Here is a 26435-nt window from a genome sequence, read left to right as displayed (position 1 = left end):
TCCCAATCCACCGGTTGGAGGAGTCCTGATGAACCGTGGGTTCCGCCGCACGCGTCTGATCGTCGCGGCGCTGTTATGCAGCTCCTTACTCACCGGCGTGCCGCAGGCCGCGCACGCCGCCGCCCCCACCGCCCAGGTCGTCGACATGTTCGGCAGGACCGTCAACGACTACGGCGTCAAGCTCGTCGACTGGCAGGGCTACCTGGCCAATCCCTACGTCGAGCTGACCGTCAAACCCCCGCCCGAGGTGCGCTATCCCGTCACCGTCGATCTGAAGGCCGAGGGCACCTCCAGGCTGATGATGGACCTGCCCAGCCAGCTCACCGCCACCGGCGCGACGAAGACCCTGACCTTCGCCGCCGCCTCCGAGCAGAAGACGTTCAAGCTGGCGATCCACTCCAAACGCGGCCCCGGTCAGGATGAAAGTTACACGCTGCGGCTGAACATCAGGGACGCGGACGGGACGACGTACCCGCAGTCCCTGCCGATCCGGGTGCAGCAGGACGAGAAGACCGCGCTGCAGCCGACCCTCCCGCTCGCCTTCGACTACCGGTTCGACACGATCACCGGCTACTTCGGCAACACCGCCTTCAGGACGGCGTCGGAAGAGGCCGTGAAGGACTGGTTCCGGTTCTTCGACATGCAGCCGTTCGACACCGTCGCGGCCGGAGCCGAGCCGAACCACCTGCCGGGCAACGACTGGCAGAACACGATCAACGTCACCAACAACGCCGCCTACAACGGGATGTACGTGTTCTTCCGCGGCATCCAGACCCCGTACTCGACCGGCTACCCCGCCAACAACGGCCGCTACAGCACCCGGGGCGGCCAGCAGCTCCCAGGACCGCTGCACCGCTCCACGGCGATGATCTTCGAGTACGACGAGGCGAACAAGCAGCTGTTCACCTCCCTCGCCGACGAGGACTGGTACCGGACGGAGATCCAGGGCTCGGTGCTCGACGTGCACGGCCTGGTCATGCACGAGTACGGCCACTCGGTCGCCTTCCACAGCGACTGGGCCGGCATGCGCTCGTACGTGCAGGGCGGCGGCAACGATCCGGACGTGGTCGCCTACCAGGGCTACGCCGTGCCGCTCGACAGCAGCTACCACATCCCCGGCGAGCAGCGTTACTGGGACCGCATCAGCGGGCAGAGCGGCGGCTGGACCCACCTGTTCCCCACCCGCAGGTGGATGCTGACCAAGCTGGCCCTGCTGGTGGCCGAGAACGCCGGCTGGAAGCTCAACCGCAACCTCACCCCGTTCCTGCCGCCGTCCATCGTCACCACCTCGCTGCCGTCGGCCACGCCCGGCACGGCCTACCAGCAGACGCTCGAGGCCAAGGGCGGAGTGCCGTTCTACGACTGGCAGGTCACCAGCGGCTCGCTGCCGGCCGGCCTGAGCCTCAACCGCTTCACCGGCGCCGTCACCGGCACGCCGACGACCGCGGGCACGTCCACGTTCACCGTTCAGCTCCGCGACTACGACCGGCTCAGCACGCCGGTGACCAGGACGTTCACGCTGACCGTCGGGAACGGCGGGACGCCGACCAACCTGGCGCGGACCGCCACGCCGTCGGCCTCGTACACCTCGCCGTGGGAGAGCGTCGCGGCGATCAACGACGGCATCGACCCGCCCAGCTCCAACGACACCGTCAACCGCCGCTGGGGCACCTGGCCCAACACCGGCGCGCAGTGGGCCGAGCTGACCTGGACCTCTGCCCAGACCATCAGATCCGCCGACGTGTACTTCTTCGACGACGGCGGCGGCGTGCGCCTGCCCGCCTCCTGGAAGCTGCAGTACTGGAACGGCAGCGCCTACGCCGACGTCCCCGGCACCTACCCCACCGCGCTGAACGCCTACAACCGGGTCACGTTCAGCCCAGTGACCACGACCAGGCTCCGGGTCGCGCTGCAGAGCGGCCAGGCCTCGGTCGGGCTGCTGGAAGCGAAGGCATTCTCGTAGAAAGGCTTCCATGAGGAAGATCGCGATGTTCGGCGCGCTCGCCGCCCTGGCGGGCGCGCTGTCCCTCCCCTCCCCCAGCCTCGCCGCCCCCAAGGAGGCGCCCCAGCTGGAGGTCTACGACATCTTCTTCCGCAAGGTCAACGACTACGGCGTGCAGCTCGTGGACTGGCAGGGCTACCTCGCCAACCCGCACGTCGAGCTCACCGTCCGCGCGCCGCGGGTGCCCGGCATCACCTATCCGCTCAAGGTGGACCTGCACGCCAAGGGCACCTCCCGGCTCATGTTCAACATGCCCAGCGAGCTGACCGCCACAGGCGCGACCAAGTCGTTCACCCTGACCGGGCCGTTCGACCGGGAGGTCGTGCGGCTGGCCATCCACTCCAAGCAGAGCGCGGGCAGCGACGAGCTGCATCAGTGGGTCATGAAGACCACCGACGCGACCGGCGCCAAACGCACTCAGACCATGCCGATCCGGGTTCAGCAGGACGAGAAGACCCCGCTCGAACCGACCATCCCGATCGACTTCGACTACACGCACGACACGATCACCGGCTACTTCTCCGACCCCGGCGTGCGCAAGGCCGCCGAGAAGGCGGTCAGGAACTGGTTCGCCTTCTTCGACCTGGAGCCGTTCGACACGGTCCCGGCCGGCGACGAGGTGAACCGGCTGCCGGGCAACGACTGGCAGAACGAGGTCGAGGTCACGAACGCCAAGCCGTACAACGGCATGTACGTGTGGTTCCGCGGCATCCAGACGCCGTACTCGACCGGCTACCCCACGGTCAACGGCAAGTTCCACACCCAGGACCGCAAGCCGACCCCCTACCACCGCTCCACCAGCATGATCCTGGAGTACGACGAGCAGCTCATGAAGTTGTTCACGTCCCTGGAGGACGAGGACTGGCACAAGACGGACCTCGGCCAGTACATCGACGTGCAGGGCCTGGTCATGCACGAGTACGGCCACGCGGTCGCCTTCCACAGCGACTGGAAGGGCATGGCCGACTACGTGGCCGCCAAGGGCGCCGGCTACAAGGACGTCATCGACTACCAGGGCTACCCGGTGCCGCTCGACACCAGCTACCACGTGCCCGGTGACGAACCGTACTGGGACCGGCTCAGCGGTCAGAACGGCGGCTGGCGGCACCACTTCCCGACCAGGCGGTGGGAGCTGACCAAGCTCACGCTGCTGATCGCGGAGGCCGCCGGTTGGAAGCTCAACCGGAACCTGACCCCGTTCCTCAAGCCCTCGATCGAGACCGCCTCGCTGCCCGCGGCGACCGCCGGGGCCGCGTATGACCAGCGGCTGAAGGCCAAGGGAGGTGTGCCGTTCTACGACTGGCAGGTCGTGCGCGGTGAGCTGCCCGAGGGGCTGAGCCTGGACCGGTTCACCGGCGCGATCACCGGTAAGCCGGTCACGGCCGGGTCCTATGAGGTCACCGTGCAGCTCCGGGACTACGACAAATCGAGCACGCCCGTCACCCGCGCGTACACCCTCACCGTAGGTTGACTCGGGGCGCGACGCGAACCCGCGTCGCGCCCAAGGCTCACAGGCCGTAACGGCTCTTCAGGTGGCGCCAGTCGCACAGCATCCACGCGTCGAACTCGGTGATCTGGATGCGTTGCCGGCCCTCATCAGGAAGGAGCACACCACAGTCGGCGTCCGGTCGTAGAAGTCGTCCAGGCCGAACGAATGCCCCATGTCATGCAGCAGGATGTGAATGTTGTCGGTGTTGAAGTTGGACATGTAGTACTCGCTGCCCCGGTCGCCGCCGAACCCGGCGGTACTCCAACTTGCACTGTGGATGCCTGGTCTTCAGCAGGCCGGGCGCAAACGACGTACGGTCAGCATGATTCCTCCTGGAGGGTGTAGGCGTAGCCGTCGGCGCGCTGGAGCAGGCGGACGTGCCTGTGATGGATGCCACCCCGTGCGGCCGAATCGGGTGGTGATGTCGAAGAAGCCCGACGAGCGCACCAGCACCCACCCGGTGTGCACGCCGGCCTTGCTGAACGCTCCCGTCACCCGCCAGTACACGATCGCCGTGGGTACCCAGGGCCGGCCGCCTGTGTAGCGGCCGGCCCTCGTCTGCCTGCTCAGAGGCCGTAGCGGCTCTTCAGGTGCCGCCACCAGTCCCGGAACATCCACGCGTCGAACTCCGTGATCGACGCGGCGCTGCCCGCCTTCATGAGGAAGCAGCACTGGCCGGTCGGGGTCCAGTCGTAGAAGTCGTCCAGGCCGAACGAGTGGCCCATTTCATGCAGCAGGATGTGGATGTTGTCGGCGTTGAGGTTGCTCATGTAGTACTCGCTGCCGATCCGCTGCCCCCAGTCGCCTCCCGCGCCACCGCTGAAGCCCGCGGTGAGCCAGAGCGACATGTCGTAGTGGTGTGACGCGCCGCCCGGGCAGTTGGGGTAGTTGCCGCTCTGGTTGAAGAAGCGGCCGCACGGCTCGGCGCACTGCGGCGCGTTCTCGCGGATGTTGTTGACGTAGATGTCGACGGAGGTGTCGCTCCACTGGAGCTGGGCGCGGTCGCGCACGGCCCAGCCGACCACCTTGACCGGCACGTTCGTGTACGGCCAGCCGTTGTGGCCGACCATGACGTCCATCCACTTCTTGAACTGGCGGGCCAGCGCGGCGTGGATCTGGTCACGCTGGGCGGCCGTCACCGTGGCGCTGGTGTCCCAGCGGACGCAGTAGTTGATCGAGCCGCCGTTGGCCATGACCTGGTCCCACCCGTAGTTGCGGAACCCGTACAGGTTGGGGTAGGTGCTCTCCTGGTGCTGCCACACCTCGTTGAGCGGGGTGACCAGGTTGGCGGGCGGGTTCCAGCCGCTCGGGCCGGGGCCCGAGTCCGGCGCCCATGCCCTGATCTCCAGCAGCCCGACCGACGCCTGGCCGCTCTGCAGGACCACGCGCAACCGCGTGGTGCTGACCTGCGAGAACGTGACCGTGTTGTAGGCGTTGACCGCGATGGGGTACGTGCCGGGGATGTCGGCGTAGGCGCTGCCGGTCCAGCGCTGGAGCTTCCACGAGGCGGGTACGCGCACGCCGCCGCCGTCGTCGAAGAAGTACACGTCGGCGGACCTGATGGTCTGCGATGAGCTCCAGGTGAGCTCGGCCCATTGGGTTCCGGTGTTGGGCCAGGTGCCCCAGCGGCGGTTGACGGTGTCGTTGGAGCTGGGCGGGTCGATGCCGTCGTTGATCGCCGCGACGCTCTCCCACGGCGAGGTGTACGAGGCCGACGGCGTCGCCGATCGGGCCACGTTCGTGTCGGCCAGGGCTTCGTCGAGGGGTAAGAGCAGCCAGGTGATCAATAGGAGGGGCAGGATGGCCAGGCGTTTCATAGGGGGCCTCCGCGTGGTAGCGCTAGCATTTCCTGCCTTTCGCTGTCCGAGCCTTGATCGCATGTGCGGGGACGTCCGTCAACTCGCCCCTGGATGGGCCGGTGACCGACCTGCGGCTTCCCGGTGAAACTTTCAGCTGCCCGATCGGTGCCGCGGCGTTGTCGATGCGTCCGCGTAAGGTGCCCGCATGGCGATGCTCATCGGACGGGACCGGCCCGCGGCGGTCCTGCGCGGGGAGATCGAGCGCACGCTGGTCAGCCACGGGTCGCTGGTGCTCGTCACCGGCGAGGCAGGGATCGGCAAGTCCACGCTGGTGGCGAGCGCGGCGCAGGAGGCCGTCCACGGTGGGGCGCGGCTGCTCAGCGGCTCCTGCTGGTCGGCATGCCCATACGCCTGCCGCGCCCCGGAGCCGCCGCCTTCCGCTTCGACGGCGAGGTCTGGACCCTGGCCTTCGCCGGCCGCACCGTGCACCTGCCCGACTCCAAGGGGTCTGGCAGACCTGCGCATCCTGCTGGAGCGCCTGGGCGTGGACGTGTCCGCGGTCGAGCTGCTCAACCCGTCGGGAGGCGAGGTGGTGGTGGCGGCAGGCCGCCTCGGCGGCGACGACGTGCTCGACGAGGAGGCCAGGACCCGCTACCGGAAGCGGCTGGAGCAGCTCGGACGACGAGATCGGCCGTGCCGTCGAGCTCGGCCGCGATCGACGCGCGGCCGAGCTCGACGCGCGGCCGAGCTCGACGCGGAGCGGCAGGCGCTGCTCGGCGAGCTGCGGGCCGCCGCCGGTCTCGGCGGGCGGCCCCGCAGGCTGGGCGACGAGGCGGAGCGTGCCCGCAAGGCGGTCACCGACCGCATCCGCAACGCGCTGCGCCAGCTCGACCAGCGCCACCCCGAGTTGGCCGCCCACCTGCGGGCGTCGGTCTCCACCGGCGCCACGTGCAGCTACCGGCCGCCTCCTGCCGCTCCGGCGCCTCGCTGGGCTTGATCAGCGGATCGCGGCGCAGGCGTAGAACACGTTGCCGCGCACCTTGCACGCCTTGAACCACACGTGGTCGACCTTGCGGTACGTCCCGCGCGCGGTGCTGTAGGACACCCTGGTGCGTGACTTGTAGGTGCTGACGACGCCCTTGCGGACGACGGTCCCTTCGAGGGCGATGCGCGTGCCCCTGGGATAGAAGTAGGCCGTCCACGTGACCCGCTTGCGCGGGTGCCAGCAGACGCGGACCGAGATGTCCGCGTTGGCGGCGCCCTTCGGGCTGCCCGAGATGTTCCTGCAGGCGGCACCCGCGATCGTGCTCTCTCCGGTCGTGCCGGGGGCGGCGAAGGCCGGAGTGCCGAGCAGGCCGGCGGCCATGACAGCGGCCATGACGCCGGCCGATCCCGCCTTGACGATGGTCGTGATGGGTGACTTGATCATGATGTAACGGCGGACTCTGTTCGTCGTGTCGCTCAGCCCTGAGCCCGTTCCCCGATGAGTGGGCTTCGCCGGAATCGGGTTCCATGATGGGACGGCGGCCCCTTGCCTGGCGTTGGCCGTGCGCGCACCGCCATTGACGCTGCGCGCAGACTCCGGTCCTCAGCGCAGCTTCGCGAAGAACGCCGTGACGTCCTGCACGAAGAGCGCGGGCTGCTCGGCGGCGAAGTGGCGCGGTCAGGTCCTCACAGGCCACCTCGACAGTGGCCGGCAGCCGGGCCGCGGCGGGGTTCCTGGTCAGGGCGGGGACCGGCGCGCCGCGCCCGCCGAGTTGCGCCACGATCTGGCGGCCGACCGTCCCGGTCGCGCCGGTCCCGAGAATCGTCATCAAAGAACTCCTGATCGAACGGTTTCAACGTCTCGATGAGGAGGCGCTACATGGGAAATAGCGCCCGCTCGACCGTCAGCCCGTCAGCCCGTCAGCCCGTCAGGTTGGCGCTGCACCACCGGCCCGAGATCGCGGACCAGGCTGTACGGGCCGGCCTCCACCATCGGGCGGCAGCTCGCCGAGCCGTGTCGCCGACGGCTCGGCACCTCGGCGAGCCGCAAATCCCCCGTCCACGGCGGCGCCGGAGAGCCCAGCCTCGCCGCCGTGACAGCGCACGGCCGTCGACGGGTCGCCGCCGATCTGAGGGCCGCGATCGCCGCCGAAGCCGCCAGGACCCGGGGAGCCGGTGGCTCCGTATGTGCGGGCTGCTGCCGGACGCCGGCTTCCCCGGCGCGCGTTCGCGCGGGACGAGGGCGGCAGGTTGACCTGGGAGGATTGCGGACTCGGGCGGTTGGCCGGCTGACGGGCGAGGCGCCGCAGCGGCACGCGCCGCCGGTGTCGCGCTCAGGGTGCCGGTGTGGGCGACGAATGTCCCAAAGATGGCAACGTCCTGATCAGGAGGAGGCCAGGCGCCGCGCGTCGGGGCTGACGGCTTTGCCCGAGTATGCCATCGTGGCTGGTCCCAGCAGCGCCCGGGAGCCGCCGCTCGGCCGTCACGGCCATGGTCGGCGCGCCACACATCACCCTTGTTGTCCCGTTGTGGCCCGGCCCCGATTCCGACCCGATGGATTCTCTACCAGCCGGGCGCGAGCACCACGAACACGCCAGGGGCGCACTCGCGCCCGATCACGAGGAAGGCTGGCCAGCGGAGCCATGACCGGCAGGCACCAGACCCCGACCAGCAGCAAGAGCACGATCACCACCCGAACCGGGCGCGGGAAGCGGCGCCACGTGCGACTGAGCGTCACGCAGATCATCGGTGGCGCCCTGGCCGCTCTCACAGCCGCGATCGCGGCCTCCTATCTCGGCATGGCGGGGACCGTGATCGGCGCGGCGCTGATGAGCGTGGCCACCATGGTGGGCACCGACATCTACACCCACTATCTCCGGCGTACCGGCGACAAGGTCAGGCAGCACACCACGACCAGCTGGCGCAAGCGCCCGGCCCAGTCCGAAGCCGCGACACCGCCCGTCACGCTGCCGCACCCGCCGCGCGGGCGGCTGGGGTGGCTGCGCGTGGGCGCGGCCGCCGCGCTGGTGTTCACGATCAGTTTCGGCGGCATCCTGATCTACCAGATCCTCGCCGGGCAGACGGTGGCCGACCAGGTGAACGGCAAGACCCTCAGGAAGGCCGAGCCCGGCAGGCGGCACGGCCCCAAGGAGCGGCGAGCCGAGCCCGCCCTGCGGCAGCCGCGCTCCCGTTCGGCCTCGCCGGCGCCGGCCGGTGCCGGATCACCGGCTCCCTCACCCACGCCGTCCTCGATCCGCGGGCAGGTCACCGCGACCCCGGCCCCGAGCGGCACGGTGTCCGTCACACCCGCTCCGTACAGTCCGCCGGCCACGCTGGGGTCGCCACCGGCGACCCCATCCACCCCGTCACCCTCTGAGGACCTGTCTCGGGAGAGCGCACCGGCCTCTCCGGCGCCCGCACCCGCCCTGCGGTAGGCGGCGGGCCGGCGTCTCGATCTTCGGTCACAGGCCCTGGTGTTCATCTGTGAGCCACGCCCGCGCTACGTCGCGCCGTCGCACGTAAGCAAGGATTTGAGCGGATGGCGGAGCCGGCCCGGGGAGAAGGACTGTGACAACCGATCAGGCGCGTCGTGGCGGCGGCAGCGGCCGGTTCCTGTGGGAATTCGTCAGGTCGCCCATGCGTACGGCTTCGGTGCTGCCCAGCTCGCCGTGGCTGGCGGCGCGGATGGTGGTGGGCGTCCCGGAGCGTGGCGAGCCGGTCGTGGTCGAGCTCGGCGCGGGGACGGGCGCCTTCACCTCGGCCATCCAGCGACGGCTGGGCGGCCGTGGCAGGCATGTCGTGGTCGAGCTCAATGACAGGTTCGCCGCGGAGATCGCGCGGGCGTACCCGTCGGTCGAGGTGGTGTGCGAGGACGCCGCACGCCTGCCCGGCCTGCTCTCCGGGCTCGGCGTCGGGCCGGTGGACGTCGTGGTCAGCGGCCTGCCGTGGGTCGCCTACGCCGGGCAGCCCCCACTGGTCGAGTCGGTGGCTCGCGTTCTGTCCCCCGCCGGGGTCTACACGCAGTTCGCCTACAACTGGACGCGCTGGGCCGCCCCGGCGAGGCGGCTGATCGGTGGCCTGCGGACCGAGTTCGAGGAGGTCGTGACCAGCATGACGGTCTGGCGTAACCTGCCTCCCGCGGTGGTCTACGTGGCCCGCCGTCCTCGGCGCACGGCCGGAGAGCGGGCCGCCGGCGGGGGTGAGCAGGCGAGGGTGAGCAGGCGAGGGTGAGCGGGCGGTGGTGAGCAGGCAGCCGAGCGCCTAGAGTGCCAGGCTCCTGCGCCGGAACAGGGCCAGCCCCATCGCCGCCAGCCCGGCGGTCGTGAGCACCAGCGCCGCGAGCGGCGCGAATGTCACTTCGGCGGCCGGGATCGGCGGCACATGGCTGAACGGCGACAGGTCCCGCACCGTCTGGGGCAGTCCGAACACCTCGCCGAGCAACCCACAGACAATGCTCACTACAAGCGCTGCCCAGGCGAGCGTGACGGTCAGCCGGGGCAGCAGGCCGAAAGCGAGAACGACGAAGCCGGCCAGGGTCGCGCGGCGGGCAGCTGCGCCAGCCCGGCGCCCATCAGCGGGCCCACGCCGGTGACGCCGCCCACGGCGGCATCGGCCAGCCCCATGCCCGCGCCCGCCGCCACCAGCAGGGCGGTGGCGCCGATCACCGCGCAGGCCAGGTGCGCGATCACCCAGCGGACCCGGCCCACGGCGGTGGCCAGCACCGCTTCGGCCGTTCCGCCCGCCTCGTCCGTACGCAGCCGCAGCAGCGCCTGGACCACGAAGCCTGCCGCCAGGACGCCGTACACGTTCATCATTGCCGCGTAGAAGGTGTTCACCAGGTTCGCGACATCCGCGCCGGCGAGCTGATCAAGGATCTTGGCGGCGCCCGCGTTGCCGGTCATCGCGCCTGTTTCCCTTCGAGTAGGTGCGGCACCGCTTGGTGGGATCCAGCTGGAATCGTGCCACGAGCTCGGCCCGGCGGGTCCTGTCCAGCCCGCCGCGCAGGTCGCCGAAGAGGTCGATGGCCTCACCTCCCGTCAGGTTCGGCCAGAGGCTCACATCGCCCGGCACGTAGGCCGGCCTCTTGTGCAGGTTGACCGCATCGCGCCAGGGATCGCCGCCCAGCAGGCGCACCTGTCCCCCGTCGGCCCGCAGCAGGCCGAGCAGCACGCGGATGGTCGTCGTCTTGCCTGCGCCGTTGGGCCCCAGGAAGCCGTGCACCTCGCCGGTGCCGACCGTGAGATTCAGGCCGTTCAGTGCCCGGCTGGTGCCGAACGTCTTGACCAGACCGGACACCGCGATGGCGTCAGTCATCGTGATTCTCCTTGAGGGGATGAGGACTCAGCCTCATCGAGCGCACGCAGGATCCGGCCCGCGTCCTCGATGCTGAGCATGGGATGCGAATAGATGTCGACGAGAGCGCGAGCCAGCAGGCGGTCACCTTCGGGGCTGGACACGTCGACGCCGATCGTCCGCGAGATGTGCCCGTGCAACACCCCGATGGACAAGCCCATCGCCACGCCGATGGCCGCGCGGATCTTGACGTCCACCGTGGGGGGATCCGGGCGGCTTTTGTCGGCGTCGTTCAGCCACGGCACGAAAAGCCGTACGAGCTCGTCGAACAGCGCGCCCGCCGCGCCCTCGGCCAGGGCCCGCGTCATGTACCGCTGGTAGGGCCCGACGAGCGCGGACCGCGCGGCGAGCACGGAGGTCAGCGCTCCGGAGGCCATGCCCGCCCTGGTCTGGTCGTTGACCTGCCTGATCATTCTGATCAGGTGCTCGTCGCAGGCCTCGCGCAACCCTTGTTTGGACCCGAAGTGGTGACGCACCAGGCCAGGTGAGACGCCGGCGGTCTCGGCGATGCCGCGGAGCGTCGCCCCCTCGTAGCCGAGGTCGCCGAAGTGCTGCATGGCCGCGTCTCTGATGCGCGCCCGCGCGGTCAGGTCCTCGGGAGCCGCTGCTCTCACCCTGTTGCCGACTTTCGATTCACTTGTACAGCATATTACCCGGTCGTGCATAAAACTATCCGCTTGGGTAGTCCGTGGAGACACGTCATCCTTCCACGGGTGGCCACGTGCCTTACGGGCCCGCGCCGCGACTGCCGTGCCACTTCGGTAACAACCTGGAAACACCTCTTCTCCTGATCGATGTGACCGATCACACTCAGGCATCAGAAAGATGTGACCGATCACATCGAGCGCTGTGAGGAGCGCCATGAGGAGGAGAAATGTTTGGTCCGCAGCCTTGGCGGCGGCCCTCGTGATCAGTGTGGTACCCGCGACTCCCGGCGCCGCCGCGCCGTCCCAGCTGGTCGTCGACCTCGCCACCCATACCGGCCCCCTGCGCTACGGCGCGACCGGCTTCCTGTACGGGCTCGGCGACGAGGGCATCCCGAACGAGACCATGCTGGCCGCTCTCAAACCCCAGGTCACCGCCCAGAAGGCCCCCGACGGCCTGCAGCACCCGAACGGCGACGCGCTCAAGGTCGCCCCGATGTTCAAGCGGGCGGGCGGCCGCGACATCCAGATCTACATGCAGGACATCTACAAGCAGTGGCCGTACGAGAACCTCGGCATCAACGACTACCTGGCCAAGGTGGACACGATGACGAGGAAGGTCGTCGCCGACCCGTACCGCACCTCCTACGTCTACGTCCCGTTCAACGAGCCCGACCAGATCTGGTACGCAGGCAACCTGACCGGCTTCCTCAACGACTACAGGACCGTCTACCAGCGCATCCGCTCCATCGACCCCGGCGCCCGCATCGCCGGCCCGAACTTCGCCTCCTACCGCTCGGCCGACCTGCGCAGGTTCATGACGTTCGCCCGCGACAACAACGTGCTCCCGGACGTGACGACGTGGCACGAGCTCGGCGACGACTTCTACACCAGCTGGCACGAGCACTACAACGACTACCGGGCGATCGAGTCGAGCCTGGGCGTCTCCCCGCGCCAGATCTCGATCAACGAGTACGGCCGGTTCTCCGGCGACCTCGGCGTCCCGGGGAATCTGGTGCAGTTCGTGGCCAAGTTCGAGAACAGCAAGGTCGACGGCTGCCTGGCGTACTGGACGACGGCCGGCGGGCTCAACGACCTCGTCACCGGGAACAACCAGGCGACCGGCGGCTGGTGGCTGTACAAGTGGTACGGCGAGCTGACCGGCACGACGGTCGCCGTCACCCCGCCCGCGCCCGGCGGCCCGTTGCAGGGCGTGGCGGCGCTGGACCCGGCCACGAAGCAGGCTCGGGTGATCTTCGGCGGCAACAACCCGGCGAGCGGCACGTACGACACGAACGTCGTGGTCAAGGGCATCCCGTCCTACCTGGGCACGACGGTCCACGCCACCGTGTGGGGCGTCGACAGCACCGGCCTGAACCCCTCCCCCGGCCCGTATCGGGTGAGCGAGAGCGACTACACGGCCTCCGGCGGGCAGATCACGATCCCGCTGACCGGCTTGAAGGGAACGTCGGCCTACCACGTGATCGTGACCCCCAACAAGGACCTGTCCCAGGTGGGCTCGGCACAGCGGTACGAGGCCGAGTACGCCGCCCTGGCCGGCTCCGCCCGCGTCACGTACGGCTCGAACACCGGCTATTCGGGCACGTCCTTCTCCGAGGGGTACGGCGCCAGCACCAGCGCGAGCACCAAGTTCGTGGTGACCGCCCCGGCGGACGGCTACCACACCATCGCCCTGCGCTACTCGGCGGGCCCGTACAGCGGCGCCCCGGCCACCCGCTCGATCCGGATGCGGCTCAACGGCGCCGACCTCACCACCGTGACGCTGCCGGGCACCGCGGACTGGAACACCTGGAACACCGTCACCACCAAGGTGTTCCTGACCGCCGGAATCAACCGCGTCGACGTCAACGCCTACGCCTCCGACGACCGGGACGCGGTCAACATCGACTACATCGAGGTCACGCCCACCACCGGGACGATCACCTCGTACCAGGCTGAATCCCCCACCAACACGCTGAGCGGCGCCGCGAGGGTCGCGTCCAACTCCGCGGCGTCGGGCGGCTCGTACGTCGGCTACATCGGTGCCGGCGCGGCCAACACGCTGCGCTTCAACAACGTCACGGCCCCGGCCGCCGGCCGCTACCGCATGGTCGTCACCTACGCCAACGGCGAGCTGGGCGAGGGCGCCACCAACTACAACTCCAACATCGTCGACCGTTACGCCGACATCTCCGTCAACGGCGGACCGGGGGCCAGGCACTACTTCCGCAACACGCTGGGCTGGTCGAACTACCGCACCACGGTCGTCGACGTGACCCTGGCCGCGGGCGCGAACACGATCACGTTCGGCAACGCCTCCGCCGGCTACGCCCCCGACATCGACCTCATCCAGATCGCGGCACCGATCGGCTGAGGCAATGCCAGAGAGTAATTGTATGATAACTACCTGTGAGCACTAAACAGAGCGAAATGTCGGTCATGGTAGGTCTGCCGGAGCGGGTAGGTCCCCGCCCGGCGACCTACCCTGAGATCCCGCACCAGCAGCTCGACCAGATCGCACCGGCCGAGCTGCAGGAAGAGCTGTGGCAGCGCATGATCGGTCTCGATCACATCCGCACCGGCGCGAGCGTCGTCTCCTTGGCCGACACCCGCGCCCTGCACATGAATCCGGCGCACGCCGCGGGGCCGGCCATGGCGCCGGCGAAGGGACCGGCCACCATGGTCGCCCGCGAGAGCACCGAGTTCGCCCACCTGCACGGCCCCCTCGACGGCAGCCTGCACCTGCTGCTGCCCGAGCGGGACGCCGCCGAGGTGGTGGAGAAGGGCTGGGGCGAGCCGCACCCTGTGGTCCGCGACGGCCGGCACGCGCCGACGCTGGTCATGGTGTACGGGCCGCGCGACGAGGACGAGCTGGAGACGGTCTGGGAGCTGGTGCGCCGCAGCCACGCCTTCGCCTCCGGCCAGGTCCTCTGACCGGAGGCTCTGCCCCTCCCGGCGACGCGGTTACGCCAGCACGGGGAAGTTGGCCCGCAGCACGCCCTGCGGATCGCGGGCCCGCTTGATCTCCCGCAGCCGGGCGATCGTGTCCGCGGAGAAGGCCGCCGCCGCCCGCTCGCCCCGCGCCAGCATCGTGTACGGCTTGCGCCCGCTGACCCGCGCGCCGAGCTCCTCGACGATGCCGGCCTGCTTGGCGCCCACGGCCGCGGACAGCTCGGGGTTGAGCGCCAGCCCGACCAGGGAGAGCAGGTAGGGCTCCGCCAGCGGTCCGCTCGGCCCGGCGTCCGGACGGGAGGCGGCCAGCGCGCCGCCGAGGTGCCGGATCTGGACGCCGAGCACCGGCTCGATCGGCCGGCTGATCAACACGTCGATCACCGCGTCGTCGAATCCGGTCAGGAGCTCGTTCCGTGCGCGGCCAGGCGCCGGGTCGGTGGGGTCGGCGGTGATGTCGCCCAGGTTCGCGACGGCGACGGGGCCGCGCTTGTCGGCGATCACGTCGCCGATCTTGTCGAGGCGAGCGAGCAGCGCCTGCCCCTCGGCCTCGCCGCCGAGGAAGGCGCTGTCGATCCCGACCATGGGCGGCGCCTGCGGGATCTGCAGCCGGGTGAACCAGACGGACAGCTCGTCGGGGGCCTCGGCGGTGATCTCCAGGAAGGCGTCGAACACCTCGCGCGTGCGGTGTCCCGGCCACAGCACGCGGCCGCCGTACAGGCTCGGGGCCGGGTGCAGGCCGAACTCGACGGCCGTCACCAGCGCGAAGTCCCCGCCTCCGCCGCGCAGCGCCCAGAACAGGTCGGGGTCGGTGTCCGCGGTGACCCTGGCCTGCTCGCCGTCCGCGGTGACGACCTCGAAGGCCCGCACGCTGTCGGCGGCGAAGCCGTGCCTGCGGCCGAACCAGCTCAGGCCGCCGCCCAGGGTGTAGCCGGTCACGCTCACGATGGGGCTGCTGCCCGCCAGGCCGGTCAGCCCGTGCGGTCCGGCCGCCGCCAGGACCTTCCCCCATTGAACGCCGGCTCCGACGCGCGCCGTGCGCTCGCCGGGATTCACGTGCACCTCGTCCAGCCTGCCGGTACGCAGGAGGATCACGCCGTCGGTGTCGCCGGAGGCGCCGTGCCCGCTCGGCTGGGCGGTCACCGCGAGGCCGGAGCGGCGGGCGTACATGACGGTGGCCGCCACGTCGCCGGCGCCCGCGGCCTCGACGACGGCGGCCACCCGTTGTTCCACGGACAGGTTCCATGCCTTGGCCGCCTGCTCGAACCCGTGGTCGCCGGGCAGCAACACGCGGCCGCCGACGGCGCCGCGCAGGTCGTTGTTCGTCATCTTTCGCGTTCCCTTTCAGGTGCTGGGGTCCCGTTCCGCCGGGACCACCCCTATGACGACCTGGCGCGCGAAGAGGTGACGGGCCGGACCGAGCAAATGAGCGTGATACATGTCACACGCCGACTCCGCCGAATATCGATCACCGGCTGTGCATTGTCCCTTCGAAAACAGTCACATTAAAGACGCAGCGCGAAATGGCCATTACACAACGCCACATTCGGCGGAAATTCGCAACCCCGTCCTTATTCCAAGTCTGGAAAGATCGAAGTCAGGCGAAGGAGGCTCGAGGTGGCTTTGGCGAATGACGGAATTCGACGATTACTGGTGGACACGGGTGAGCCGCGGACGTGGGTGTCGGTCCGCACCGACCTCGTCACCGCGCTGCTGGGGGTGTGGTTCGGCATCGGGCTGATGATCGACGCCTGGGCGCACTCCAACCTCGACAGCGAGCTGGAGACGTTCTTCACGCCATGGCACGCGGCGTTCTACTCGGGATTCGCGGCCGTATCCGGCTGGATCATCTGGCAGGTGTGGCGCAACGTCCGCGCCGGCCGGCAGGGACTGGCGGCGGTGCCCCAGGGATATCTGGCCGGACTCGTGGCGGTGCCCGCGTTCGCCGCCTTCGGCTTCGCCGACATGATGTGGCACACCATCCTCGGCATCGAGACGAGCATCGACATTCTGTTCAGCCCGTCGCATCTGGGGCTGGTCACGTCGATGCTGCTCATCATCACCACGCCGCTCCGCTCGGCCTGGAACGCCCCCGACGTGGGCGCGGGACCGACACTGGGACGCCTGCTGCCGGCGCTGATCGGGCTGGCGTTCGCGACCACGCTGGTGTCGTTGTTCCTGTCGTACGGCGACGCCCTGCAGTGGCGCGCCGGCCGCATCGTCGAGGCGTTCTCCCTCCTGGACGACGGGGGCGCGGACCGGCTCGCCACGACGATCGCCCTCACGAACATCGTCCTGCTGGCGCCCGTGCTGCTGCTGGTGCGCCGGTGGCGGTTGCCGTTCGGCAGCGTGACCATCATGTACGCGCTGGCGGTGCTCATGCCGGGCGCGCAGACGGCGTTCGACAACGTGCCGATCCTGGTGTCCGTGGTGGCCGGTGGCCTCGCCGCCGACGTGCTGATCCTCTGGCTGCGCCCGTCGGCCGGCCGGCGCTTCGCCTTCTGGGCGTTCGCCGGGTTGTCGAGCTTCGCCACCTGGTCGCTGTACATCGGATTCGCGGCGGCGACGGGTGGCGGGCTGCCCGACACGCCGGAGTTGTGGACCGGCGCACCGATCGTGGCCGGGCTGATCGGGCTGCTGCTCGGGGCGCTGTTCCTGCCGAACGAGGTCAGCCTGCCCGGCGCTCCTGACCTGCCCGACAAGGCCGACAGGGCCGGCCCGGTCGATACGCCCGTCGACGACAGGGCATGATCCGGCGGCTGCTCTGTCTGGTCGTCGTGCTGGTGCTGTTGTGCGCCGCGCCGGCCGCGGCGCACAACGTCTCGGCGGGCGCGGACCTGCGGATCGCCCAGACGATCGCCGGCATGGAGGTCACCGTGGTGGTCAAGGGCACCACGCGGGTGCCCGGTCCTCTGCGGATCGGCGTCATCGCCTTCGAGCCGGTCACCGGCCCGCCGGTCGAGCTGGCCGTCCGGTCCGTCGAGGACGGCCGCACGGTGACCGGCGTGGCGCGTCCGGTGTTGCGGGATCCGCAGTACACCGAGCTCAGGGTGGAGCGGACCGGGCCGCACGAGCTCACGCTGCGGGCGGGGAACGAGGTCGCCGTGGTGCCGTTCCGCGTGCTCGTGGAGCGCGGAACAGGCGCGGAGCTCCTGATCTACGGCGGTTTCTTCGTGGCCGGGCTGCTGCTGGTGGGCGGCCTGCTCACCGGGGCGGTGGCCCGGCCGGGCCGCGCCATGGCGGTGTCGGGTGGCGCGGCCGTGGGGGTGACGGTCGCGGTCATGGCCATCGTGTTCGAGCCGATGCTCCCTGCCGGGCCGCCGGACGGCGCCGCGCCCGTGGTCACGTCGCAGGCGGGCGGGCGTCCGTTCGTGCAGGGGCGGGTGGAGACGGTGCCGGCGCGGCCGGCGGTGGGACAGGAGTTCACCGTGCGGGTTGATCTCGTCGACGGGTCCACCGGGCGGCCCGTTGACGATCTCGCGATCCACCACGAGGCGCTCGCCCACGTGGTCGTCACCAGCGAGGACGGGAGGTTCTTCCGGCACCTGCACCCGCTGCGCACGGCGGCAGGGCGGCTGGAGGTCAGGTTGCGGGCGGACCGGCCAGGCGCCTACCGGACGCATGTCGAGCTGGAGCGGGAGGACTCCGGCGGACAGCTCCTCACCGGACGGTTCAGGATCGATGGTGAGGTGGACATGGGCAGCCCCGAAGGCGGCGCGGAGCCCGCCGGCGCCGCCTTCGGGGCCGGCGACGCGGAGCCCGCCGCGCCACCGCGGATGCGGCCCGCCGCTCCCGTCGCGGGCCGGCCGGCGACCGTCGAGCTCGACGCCACAGGACCGGTGAGGCCGTGGCTCGGCATGAGCGGTCACCTGATCGTCCGCAGCCAGGACGGCGACTTCCTCGGCCATGTGCACGAGATGGGTTCCGGCGGTCCCCGGCTGCGCTTCACTTTCAGCTTTCCCGAGCCGGGACGGTATCTCGCCTGGGCCCAGTACGCCCTGGCCGACCGGATCGTGACCGTGCCGTTCACCGTGGACGTCTCGGAGACCGTTCAGTGAAGCGGATCATGATCGCCGTCGCCCTGGTCGTCGCGGCGGCCGTGATCTTCATCGTCGGCCGCGGCCTGGCCGCCGAGCCGCTCCGCGTGAGCAGCGCGGGGACCCGCTACGCCGTCACGGTCGTCAGCGACGAGCCGACGACGGGCCGCGTCTCGGTCGAGGTGCTGGTGACGTCGGGCGATCCGGACGACGTGGCCGTGTCGGCGGTGATGCCCGGCATGGGGCACTCCACCCCCGAGCTCACCGCGCGGAAGGCGGCGCCCGGCCGTTTCGTGGCCGAGGGCGAGCTGTTCCCCATGACCGGTGCCTGGGAGGTGTCGATCCGGCTGGACGGGTCCGCGGGCGAAGAGGTGCTGGTCGTCAACGCGCTGATCACCGGGTAAGACCGGCGCCCGCAGGGCGGCCCCTGGGCCGTGGGGTGGTCTGACCTCCGCCGGTCTGACCGGTTTCGATAGATTCGTCCACGACCGATCATCATGACGGCCGGAGGAGCCTCGTGACCATTCCAGAGCTGACCGACGTGCACGCGGCGTGGCTGCCGCCGGAGGCGTTCCGCGCGATCGGCTCGCGCCGGGCCCGCGTGCTGGGCGGGGGCGCACTCGCCGAGACCGTGCACGACGAGGTCGCCGCCGCCTGCGCCCGGTACGGCGGCAGCGTCGAGCGGACCGGCGACGGCCCCTGCGACCTCGTGCTCGCGCTCACCACGGCCGGCCCGTTGCCGCCGGTCGCGGCGGCGGTCCTGGCCGAGGCCGGCCCGATCGGCGAGGAGGGCTACGGGCTGGCCCGCCGCGACGGCGTCACGGTAGTGCTCGCGGGCGGCCCGGCCGGGCTGCTCTACGGCCTGTTCCACCTGGTCAGGCTCGGCGAGGCGGCCTTCGGGCCGGCGCGGCCGGTGGAGCGGCACGAGCCGGCGATGCGGCGGCGCATGCTCGACCACTGGGACAACATCGACGTGCACCCGGTCATGGGGCAGGTCGAGCGCGGCTACGCGGGCGGATCGATCTTCTGGCGGGACGGCGTCCTGCGCCACGACCTGACGCGGGTGCGGGCGTACGGGCGGCTGCTGGCCGCATCCGGCGTCAACGCGGTCGCGATCAACAACGTGAACGTGCACGCCACCGAGGCCCGCCTGCTGACCGACCGCCTCGGCGAGGTCGCCGCGATCGCCGCCGAGTTGCGCCCCTACGGCATCCGCGTGCACCTGTCGGTCAACTTCGCCTCCCCCATCGCGCTCGGCGGCCTGCCGACGGCCGACCCGCTGGAGGAGGACGTGCGGGAGTGGTGGGCCGCGACGACCGCGCGAGTGTACGAGACGATCCCCGACTTCGGCGGTTACCTGGTCAAGGCCGACTCGGAGGGCCAGCCGGGCCCGTTCGCGTACGGGCGCAGCCACGCCGACGGCGCCAACATGCTGGCCGGCGCGCTGGCCCCGCACGGCGGCGTCGTGCACTGGCGGGCGTTCGTCTACAACCATCGGCAGGACTGGCGCGACCGGTCGACCGACCGGGCCCGCGCGGCCTACGACCACTTCGCCCCGCTCGACGGGAGTTTCCGCGACAACGCGATCCTGCAGGTGAAGTACGGCCCCATGGACTTCCAGCCGCGCGAGCCGGTCTCGCCGGTGATCGCGGCCATGCCCGCGACCCGCCTGGCGGTGGAGTTCCAGGTGACCCAGGAGTACACCGGCCAGCAGAAGCACGTCTGCTACCTGGCCCCGATGTGGCGTGAGCTGCTCGGCTTCCGACCGTGGGGTCAGGACGGCCGCGACGTGGCCGGGGTCGTCACCGAGCTCGTCGCGGTCTCCAACGTGGGCGACGACCACTACTGGACCGGACATCCTCTCGCGCAGGCCAACCTGTACGCGTTCGGACGGCTCGCCTGGGACCCGTGCTTGGACCCCGCCGCCGTCCTGGACGAGTGGATCGACCTGACGTTCGCCCCGTCCCCGGAGCCGCTCCGGGGAACGCTGCACACGATGATGGACGGTTCCTGGCGGACCTACGAGCGATACACTGCGCCGCTGGGCGTCGGCTTCATGGTCAGGCCCGGCCACCACTACGGGCCCGACGTGGACGGGTACGAGTACACGCCGTGGGGGACGTACCACTTCGCGGACCGGGACGGCGTCGGCGTGGACCGCACGCGCGCCACCGGCACCGGCTACACCGGCCAGTATCCGGAGCCCTGGTCGGACGTCTACGAGTCCCTGGAGCAGTGCCCGGACGAGCTGCTGCTGTTCTTCCACCACGTGCCGTACGGGCACCTGCTGCACAGCGGCTCGACCGTCATCCAGCACATCTACGACACCCACTTCGCCGGGGCGGAGGAGGCCGCCGAGATGCGCGCACACTGGGACAAGACAGCGGGGCTGATGGACCCGGCGCTGCACACCCGGGTGCAGGAGCTGCTCGATGAACAGCTCCGCTGCGCGGAGGAGTGGCGCGACCAGATCAACGCCTACTTCTTCCGCAAGTCGGGGGTGCCGGACGCGCGCGGCCGGCGCATCCCCTAGGCCGTGAACTCCTCCTGGACCTCGGCGATCACCGGCCGGCTGTTCCACAACAGCACCGCCGCGAACGCCGAGGCCAGGACGGCCGCCGCCAGCTCGGTCCCGATCAGGGTGACGCCGCCCGCCACGACCAGCAGCGGCACGTTGCCCAGGGTCGCCTTGGGATGGCGCATGAGGAAGTAGGCGGCCAGGCGGGCCACGTCCACCGCCCGGAACTCGAACAACGAGGCGATCACCAGCGCGTTGGCGACCCAGAGCATCGCCGCCACCGCGACGAGCCCCAGCAGCACCGCCCACCACCCCGGCACCCCGGCTGCGGCGAAGTTCGCGAAGTTCATCCCGATGATCGCCACTCCGGCCAGCCACGGGATCCAGATCTTCAGCACCCCGCGCACGTTGGCCTTGTACCCGCGCCAGAACGCCGCCGCCGGGTGCAGATCCGTCAGGTCCCGGCTGCGATGGCGCAACGCGTAGAGCGCGGCGGACAGCGCGGGCCCGAGGGGCAGCGCGCAGAGCGCAGCCAGCGGCACGTTACTGACGTCCTGACCGAGCAGGGGCAGCGCGACCAGCCCCGGCGCGGCCGCGACCAGGAACATGCCCTCGACCACCAGCAGGGTGTAGATCAGCGCCGAGGCCCGCGAGAGCGGCCCTTCACCGAACCGCCGCCCGGCCGTCACCTCGCTCATCGCCTCTCCTCTCCCAGACCGAGCAGCCGCCCGGCGTCCCACCACGGCGGCGTCTCGTCCACCACCGGCGTCAGCTCCACCAGGGTGACCTCGTGGCGGCCGAGCGTGAGATCGAGATCCACCCTACCGCCGGCCACCGGCAGGCTCCGGTGGGCGCGGACCGGCTCGGCGGCCTCCCGCAGCACGTCGAGCTCCCTGGGCCGGGGCGAGCGGGGCCGGCCCATCTCGCACCAGGCCGCCCAGGCGTTGCCGTGCTCCTCACTCACCGACGAGCGCAGCATGAACGCCGAAGCGACCTCCCCGATCGGGATCGACAGCCGCACGGAGTGCCCGTCCACGGGAGCCGCGCCGGTCACGTCCACCGGCGCCCACGCCAGCACGCTCACCCGGCCGGCGCCGTCCCGGGTGACCAGATGGCCGTCCCCGCGTGCCAGGACCTGGTCGCCCATGCGGGCCATGAACGCGTACAGGTGGTAGGTCGGCTTCTTGACCTGCCGGTGGGTCAGCAGCCCGAAGCCGCCGTGGAAGAGCGACGTCGGGATCCCGACCTCCTCGAACATGTCGCTGAAGGTCCAGTACGAGAAGGAGTCGGCCACTTCTCCCCCGGCCGCCAGCACCGGAGCCAGGTACGCGGCGTTGAAGGCCGTGTCGTGGATCGGGTTGTCGGGCCGGTAGGAGGAGTTGAACTCCGTGATGTGCACCGGCAGCCCGTCCAGCGCGCTGCCGGCGAGCTGGCGGCGCGGCATGGCGAACTGCTCCAGCAGGTCCGACGCGGGCCGCAGCGTCTGGTGCACGCCGAACGGCATGTGTTTACCTCTCCGTGGTCAATGCATTACCCTTGGTGATGCTGTTACGGGATCGAACGCACCCGGCCATGCCGGGGTACGGCCTTGTGATCTGCTATCGGAACCGTGTCAGGCGTGGTTCGCCCATGCCGGGGCTGCCGTCAACCAGCCCAAAGCGGGGCGTCGTCGTTCCGCAGTGCGGCCTGTGCCTGTCCGCCAGACGGGAGCGAGAGCTGCAAGCTATGGGCCCTCGGGCCCGAGCCGTTGACGTTGGGCTCGTTCCACACCTCGATCGGCCAGGTGCGCACCTCGTCGAGCCCGTACCGACGTGAACGAGTGCCGCACGTGGCGCGTGCCCCCGTACTCGTACGGGCGGTGGACGCCGACCCCGTCGCTCAGCAACCCGTGGCCCCGGATGTGCCGGAAGCCGATCTCCCGCTGGACCAGCGCCAGCGGCTCCTGGTGGTCGCGCCGGAGCGCGAGCTCGAAGCGGCCGGTGCCGACGCAGAAACGCCAGGCCTCCGCCAGCCGCCCCGAGGACCGCTCCGGAACCACGATCCGCATCAGATCAGCCGTGTTGCTTCTTGAACCGGTCGTAGGCGGTGTTGACCAGGTTGATGTAGGCGGTCATGTTCTTGCCCTCGAGCTCCTTGACGTAGGCGTCCCACTCGCTCAGGTCGCGCTCGCCGAGGATGAACTTCAGCGTCTGCTGGGTGACGAAGTCCTTCAGCGGCGTCTCCCACAGCGTGGCCTGCTCACGCTCCACGTCGTTGAACGGGCGCGGCGGCTCGACCGGCCAGAGCTGCCTGGCGTTCATCACGTTCTGGAACGCCAGCTCCTCCTCGGAGAAGGTGGACTGCACGAGCTTGAGGGGGCCGCCGTAGGCGAACACGCCGTTGGAGAAGCCGAAGTCCTTCTGCAGGTGCTTGGAGGCACCGGCGTTGAGCCCGAGGAAGTCGACGTCCTTCGTCAGCGTGTACTTGCCGGAGGCGTCCTTGGTGAACGTCGTGCCCTCGACGCCCCACTTGGCGAACTCCTGGCCCTGGTCGGAGTAGTAGAGCCAGTCGATGAACTGCATCATGGCGACGAAGTTCTCGTTCTCCAGGGCCTTCTTGGAGATCATGACGCCGTTCTCGAGCCGGGTCTGGATCTTGTACTCCCCGACCGGTCCCATCGGCACCGGGATCTTGACGATCTTGGCGTCGGGGACGAGCTTGGTGAGCGTCGGCCGGTAGTCGTTGATCATCGCCTGCGCGTTCGTGCTGATGACGAAGGACTTGCCGGAGTTGAACTTCTGCTTGGCCTGCTCGTCCTGCTGCGTGAAGCTCTCCGGGTCGAGCAGCTTCTCCTCCACCAGCTTGCGCAGGTACTCGATCGTCTGCTTGTACTGCGGCATGGCGCCGGTGTAGGCGAACTTGCCGGCGGCGGAGTCCCAGGTCGCGTGCTGGTACTCCCAGCCACCCTTGGCGCCGTAGGCCTGGGCCACGATCTTGAGCAGGTTACCGCCTGGCGTGGGCACGCCCCACCGGTCGGTCATGGGGTAAAGGTCGGGGTACTCCTTCTTCAGCGCCTTCAGCACGGTGTAGAGCTCGTCCCAGGTCGTCGGGATCTCCAGGCCGTGCTTGTCCAGGATGTCGGTCCTGACCGCCAGGGAGTAGTCCACCCAAGGGCTCTCATGGATGCCGGGCAGCAGGTAGAACTTACCGTCGGCCTGCCGGAGCGTGTTCAGCTCGGGCTCGAGCTTCCACTTGGCGATCTTGTCCTTGAAGTTCGGCATCAGGTCGAGGTAGTCACTGACCGGCAGGATGGCGCCGGAGGCGACGAACGCCTCCTCGGACGGGTGGTAGGTCTTCGGGATGATGAGCGGCGCCTGCCCGGAGCCGACCAGCAGGCCGCGCTTCTTCTCGTAGTCGCTGAGCGGCACCTCCACCGGCTTGAGCGTCACGTTGGTCCGCTTGGTGATCTCTTGCCAGAGCAGCCAGTCCTTCTTGAGCGGGTAGAACGGGTTGTTGAGGTGCAGTATGTCGAACGTGACCGGCTGGGTGGCCTTGAACTGCTGGCCGGCGGCGTAGCCGGCCATCGCGCCGGCCTTGTTCGCCGAATCGGCGGCCTTCTTCGGGGCCTCGTCCTCGCCGCAGCCGGCGACGACGAAGGTGAGCGCACCGAGCCCGATGAGTGCCTGCCGGCGGGAGATGTGCTGCATGGGGGGTTCCTTTCGGATGGACATCGGCTAGCCCTTGACCGCGCCGAGCATGACTCCGGAGACGAAGTACCGCTGGACGAAGGGGTAGACCGCCAGGATGGGGAGGACGGTGAGCATGATCGTGACCGCTTGGATGTTGGCCGCGGCCGCCGACACCTCGGAGAGCGCGGCCCCGGCGGACTCGGCGCCGGTGGCTCCGGCGATGAGGTTGCGCAGGTAGATGGTCACCGGGAACAGGTCCTGCTCGTTCAGGTACAGGAACGCGGTGAACCACGAGTTCCAGAACGAGACGGCGTAGAACAGCACCATCGTGGCGATGACCGCCTTCGACAGCGGCAGCACGATCCGCCACAGGATGCCGTAGGTGTTGAGGCCGTCGATGGCGGCGGCCTCCTCCAGGTCCCTCGGCAGGCCTTCGAAGAACGCCTTCATGACCAGGAGGTTGAACACGCTGATGGCGTTGGGCAGGACGATGGCCCAGATGGAGTTCGTCAGCCCGAGGCTGTTGACCAGCACGTACTGGGGGATCAGGCCACCGGAGAAGATCATGGTGAAGATGGCCACCCAGATCAGGCCTGTGCGGCCCTTGAGGTGCTTCTTGGACAGCACGTACGCGTAGCAGGTCGTCAGCACCATCGCGATGGCCGTGGCCACGACGGTGTACACCACGGTGTTGCGATAGTTCGTCCAGAACATCGGGTCCGAGACCACGAGCTGGTACGTCTTGACGTTGAACCCGCGCGGGAAGAAGTTGACCTGGCCCGCGACGATGTGTCGTTCGTCGCTGAACGAGCGGGCGATGATGTTGACGAAGGGATACAGCGTCACGATCACGACGCCGGTCAGGATGACGGCGTTGATCCCTTGGAAGACGCGGTAGCCCCGGCTCTTCACGGTCGTCACCACAGGCCCGTCCCTACTGTGCGGCGGGAGATGAAGTTGGCCGACACGATCAGCACCACGCCGACCAGTGCCTCGAACAGGCCGATGGCGGCGGCGTAGCTCATGGAGCTGGACTCCACGCCCATGCGGTACAAGTACGTGGTGATCACGTCGGCGGTCGGATACGTCAGCGGGTTGTACAGCAGCAGGACCTTCTCGAAGCCCGTGGCCATGAACGTGCCGAGATTGAGGATCAGCAGCGTGACGGCCGTGGGCCGGATGCCCGGCAGCGTGACGTGCCAGATCTGCCGCCACCGGCCGGCGCCGTCCATCCTGGCCGCCTCGTAGAGCTGCTCGTCGATGGTCGTCAGCGCGGCCAGGTAGAGGATGGTCCCCCAGCCGACCGTCTGCCAGACCTCCGACGAGACGAAGATCGTGCGGAACCACTCCGCCTTCTGGATGAACGGGGTGGCCTCCCCGCCGAACGCCTTCACGATCTGGTTGATCGGCCCGTCGATGGCCAGCATCTGCATGACCAGGGCGGCCACGATGACCATCGACAGGAAGTGCGGCAGGTAGGACACCGACTGCAGGAACCGCTTCATGCGCCGGCTGCGTACCTCGTTGAGCAGCAGCGCGAGCACGATCGGCAGCGGGAAGCAGAACAGGAGCGTCAGCCCGCCGAGGATGAGCGTGTTGCTGAACACGGTCCAGAACGTCGGGTCGCTCAGGAACATCTCCACGTACCGCAGGCCCACCCAGGACTCGCCGAAGATGCTGCCGCCGGGCTCGAACCGCCTGAAGGCGATCACATTGCCGAGCATCGGGGCGTACCGGAAGATCAGGAAGAACAGCAGCGGCAGGATCACCAGCGAGTACAGCTGCCAGTCGCGGCGCAGTGCGTGCCGCCACGTACCCGGCTTGGCGCGCCGCCGCCGGCCGGGGTCCGGCCTGGCCGGCCGGGTGCCCGGCGGCGGGTCGTCCAGGGTCGTGCTCATCCCGCGCGTGCTCATGGCCTCACTCCGTGAGGCGGGCTCGGTCGCCATATGCCACCGCCTTCCCCCACTCTGGTCGCTCCGCTCCCGCCGCTCC

The 26435-nt window shown here is 69.7% G+C and carries 25 protein-coding genes and 1 pseudogene; 12 read left to right on the top strand and 14 right to left on the bottom strand.

Translation table 11 applies throughout. The features are described 5' to 3' along the window. The first annotated feature begins 28 nt into the window (after window positions 1–28). Both ETD86_RS01770 and ETD86_RS01760 read left to right on the top strand, forming a co-directional pair. Window positions 29–1963 carry an Ig domain-containing protein gene (locus ETD86_RS01770; RefSeq protein WP_211369757.1) on the top strand — a complete coding sequence of 645 codons (1935 nt, stop codon included), beginning with the start codon at window positions 29–31 and terminating at the stop codon, window positions 1961–1963. Window positions 1964–1973: 10 nt separating this feature from the next. Then, on the top strand, window positions 1974–3473 hold the full coding sequence (locus ETD86_RS01760; RefSeq protein ID WP_138664282.1) for an Ig domain-containing protein: 1500 nt from the start codon (window positions 1974–1976) through the stop codon (window positions 3471–3473). A 57-nt stretch (window positions 3474–3530) separates the two neighbouring features. Here the strand turns inward: ETD86_RS01760 and ETD86_RS01755 are convergent, their stop codons facing one another. Beyond that, on the bottom strand, window positions 3531–3710 hold the full coding sequence (locus tag ETD86_RS01755) for a hypothetical protein (RefSeq protein ID WP_211369756.1): 180 nt from the start codon (window positions 3708–3710) through the stop codon (window positions 3531–3533). A 181-nt stretch (window positions 3711–3891) separates the two neighbouring features. On the opposite strand from ETD86_RS01755, the gene ETD86_RS54750 reads away from it, so the two are divergent. Further along, window positions 3892–4035: a hypothetical protein gene (locus tag ETD86_RS54750; protein ID WP_170222824.1), complete on the top strand. Its 144-nt coding sequence runs from the start codon at window positions 3892–3894 to the stop codon at window positions 4033–4035. A 22-nt stretch (window positions 4036–4057) separates the two neighbouring features. Here ETD86_RS54750 and ETD86_RS56630 read toward each other — a convergent pair whose 3' ends face one another. Continuing rightward, entirely contained in the window at window positions 4058–5308 is a 1251-nt protein-coding gene (locus ETD86_RS56630) for a hypothetical protein (RefSeq protein WP_211369755.1), read from the bottom strand. Window positions 5309–5495: 187 nt separating this feature from the next. Here ETD86_RS56630 and ETD86_RS01735 point away from each other — a divergent pair, with 187 nt between their 5' ends. Then, window positions 5496–6287: an ATP-binding protein gene (locus ETD86_RS01735; protein ID WP_138664281.1), complete on the top strand. Its 792-nt coding sequence runs from the start codon at window positions 5496–5498 to the stop codon at window positions 6285–6287. On the opposite strand, the gene ETD86_RS01730 is transcribed toward ETD86_RS01735, so the two are convergent. Further along, window positions 6288–6719 carry a hypothetical protein gene (locus tag ETD86_RS01730; RefSeq protein ID WP_138664280.1) on the bottom strand — a complete coding sequence of 144 codons (432 nt, stop codon included), beginning with the start codon at window positions 6717–6719 and terminating at the stop codon, window positions 6288–6290. It lies immediately after the preceding gene. Window positions 6720–7917: 1198 nt separating this feature from the next. On the opposite strand from ETD86_RS01730, the gene ETD86_RS01725 reads away from it, so the two are divergent. Continuing rightward, window positions 7918–8709, top strand: a complete 792-nt coding sequence (locus ETD86_RS01725) for a hypothetical protein (RefSeq protein ID WP_138664279.1) — start codon at window positions 7918–7920, stop codon at window positions 8707–8709. Window positions 8710–8842: 133 nt separating this feature from the next. Beyond that, complete coding sequence (locus ETD86_RS01720; protein WP_246147502.1) at window positions 8843–9505, top strand: class I SAM-dependent methyltransferase; 663 nt, start codon at window positions 8843–8845, stop codon at window positions 9503–9505. Window positions 9506–9535: 30 nt separating this feature from the next. Here ETD86_RS01720 and ETD86_RS01715 read toward each other — a convergent pair whose 3' ends face one another. From ETD86_RS01715 to ETD86_RS58955, 4 genes and pseudogenes are all read right to left on the bottom strand, one after another. Continuing rightward, on the bottom strand, window positions 9536–9733 hold the full coding sequence (locus tag ETD86_RS01715; RefSeq protein WP_138664278.1) for a hypothetical protein: 198 nt from the start codon (window positions 9731–9733) through the stop codon (window positions 9536–9538). A 29-nt stretch (window positions 9734–9762) separates the two neighbouring features. Continuing rightward, a complete protein-coding gene (locus tag ETD86_RS01710) occupies window positions 9763–10176 on the bottom strand; it encodes a hypothetical protein (protein ID WP_138664277.1) in 414 nt (137 codons plus the stop codon). A 1-nt stretch (window position 10177) separates the two neighbouring features. Continuing rightward, window positions 10178–10588: pseudogene (locus tag ETD86_RS01705) on the bottom strand (ATP-binding cassette domain-containing protein); the annotation flags it as partial. Then, on the bottom strand, window positions 10585–11241 hold the full coding sequence (locus tag ETD86_RS58955; RefSeq protein WP_170222823.1) for a TetR/AcrR family transcriptional regulator: 657 nt from the start codon (window positions 11239–11241) through the stop codon (window positions 10585–10587). The gene ETD86_RS58955 and the pseudogene ETD86_RS01705, both read right to left, overlap by 4 nt. Window positions 11242–11533: 292 nt before the next feature. On the opposite strand from ETD86_RS58955, the gene ETD86_RS01695 reads away from it, so the two are divergent. Together ETD86_RS01695 and ETD86_RS01690 are read left to right on the top strand one after the other, a co-directional pair. Beyond that, entirely contained in the window at window positions 11534–13645 is a 2112-nt protein-coding gene (locus ETD86_RS01695) for a carbohydrate-binding protein (protein WP_211369754.1), read from the top strand. 35 nt (window positions 13646–13680) lie between these two features. Next, entirely contained in the window at window positions 13681–14205 is a 525-nt protein-coding gene (locus ETD86_RS01690) for a luciferase domain-containing protein (RefSeq protein ID WP_211369753.1), read from the top strand. A 30-nt stretch (window positions 14206–14235) separates the two neighbouring features. Here ETD86_RS01690 and ETD86_RS01685 read toward each other — a convergent pair whose 3' ends face one another. Then, window positions 14236–15549 carry an FAD-binding oxidoreductase gene (locus tag ETD86_RS01685; protein WP_138664273.1) on the bottom strand — a complete coding sequence of 438 codons (1314 nt, stop codon included), beginning with the start codon at window positions 15547–15549 and terminating at the stop codon, window positions 14236–14238. Window positions 15550–15837: 288 nt separating this feature from the next. Between ETD86_RS01685 and ETD86_RS01680 the strand changes: the two genes are divergently transcribed. The 4 genes from ETD86_RS01680 (at window position 15838) to ETD86_RS01665 (ending at window position 20790) form a co-directional block, all read left to right on the top strand. Beyond that, window positions 15838–16971 (top strand): hypothetical protein, encoded by a 1134-nt coding sequence (locus ETD86_RS01680; protein ID WP_246147501.1) that lies wholly within the window; start codon window positions 15838–15840, stop codon window positions 16969–16971. Next, window positions 16968–18278 (top strand): hypothetical protein, encoded by a 1311-nt coding sequence (locus tag ETD86_RS01675; RefSeq protein ID WP_138664272.1) that lies wholly within the window; start codon window positions 16968–16970, stop codon window positions 18276–18278. The genes ETD86_RS01680 and ETD86_RS01675 overlap by 4 nt, the downstream gene beginning before the upstream one ends. A gap of 8 nt (window positions 18279–18286) precedes the next feature. After that, window positions 18287–18661, top strand: coding sequence for a FixH family protein (locus tag ETD86_RS01670; protein WP_138664271.1), 375 nt, complete (start codon window positions 18287–18289; stop codon window positions 18659–18661). A 113-nt stretch (window positions 18662–18774) separates the two neighbouring features. Continuing rightward, entirely contained in the window at window positions 18775–20790 is a 2016-nt protein-coding gene (locus ETD86_RS01665) for an alpha-glucuronidase (RefSeq protein ID WP_246147499.1), read from the top strand. Here ETD86_RS01665 and ETD86_RS01660 read toward each other — a convergent pair. The 6 genes from ETD86_RS01660 to ETD86_RS01635 form a co-directional block, all read right to left on the bottom strand. Further along, complete coding sequence (locus tag ETD86_RS01660) at window positions 20787–21473, bottom strand: DUF624 domain-containing protein (protein WP_138664270.1); 687 nt, start codon at window positions 21471–21473, stop codon at window positions 20787–20789. The genes ETD86_RS01665 and ETD86_RS01660 overlap by 4 nt on opposite strands. Beyond that, entirely contained in the window at window positions 21470–22279 is an 810-nt protein-coding gene (locus tag ETD86_RS01655) for a GH39 family glycosyl hydrolase (protein WP_138664269.1), read from the bottom strand. The genes ETD86_RS01660 and ETD86_RS01655 overlap by 4 nt, the downstream gene beginning before the upstream one ends. A gap of 219 nt (window positions 22280–22498) precedes the next feature. Then, window positions 22499–22822: a GH39 family glycosyl hydrolase gene (locus ETD86_RS01650; RefSeq protein WP_211369751.1), complete on the bottom strand. Its 324-nt coding sequence runs from the start codon at window positions 22820–22822 to the stop codon at window positions 22499–22501. A 4-nt stretch (window positions 22823–22826) separates the two neighbouring features. Next, window positions 22827–24461 (bottom strand): ABC transporter substrate-binding protein, encoded by a 1635-nt coding sequence (locus ETD86_RS01645; protein WP_138664268.1) that lies wholly within the window; start codon window positions 24459–24461, stop codon window positions 22827–22829. A 27-nt stretch (window positions 24462–24488) separates the two neighbouring features. After that, the gene (locus ETD86_RS01640; protein WP_138664267.1) at window positions 24489–25367 is read right to left on the bottom strand and encodes a carbohydrate ABC transporter permease; all 879 of its coding nucleotides are present in this window, start codon (window positions 25365–25367) and stop codon (window positions 24489–24491) included. Continuing rightward, on the bottom strand, window positions 25361–26356 hold the full coding sequence (locus ETD86_RS01635) for an ABC transporter permease (RefSeq protein ID WP_211369750.1): 996 nt from the start codon (window positions 26354–26356) through the stop codon (window positions 25361–25363). Before ETD86_RS01635 ends, ETD86_RS01640 begins: the two co-directional genes overlap by 7 nt. Between the last annotated feature and the right edge of the window lie 79 nt (window positions 26357–26435).

The organism is Nonomuraea turkmeniaca, assembly GCF_005889735.1.
Classification (GTDB): Bacteria; Actinomycetota; Actinomycetes; order Streptosporangiales; family Streptosporangiaceae; genus Nonomuraea; species Nonomuraea turkmeniaca.
The sequence above is the reverse complement of the archived record's forward strand: the minus strand, read 5'-3'. Positions and strand labels throughout refer to the sequence as shown.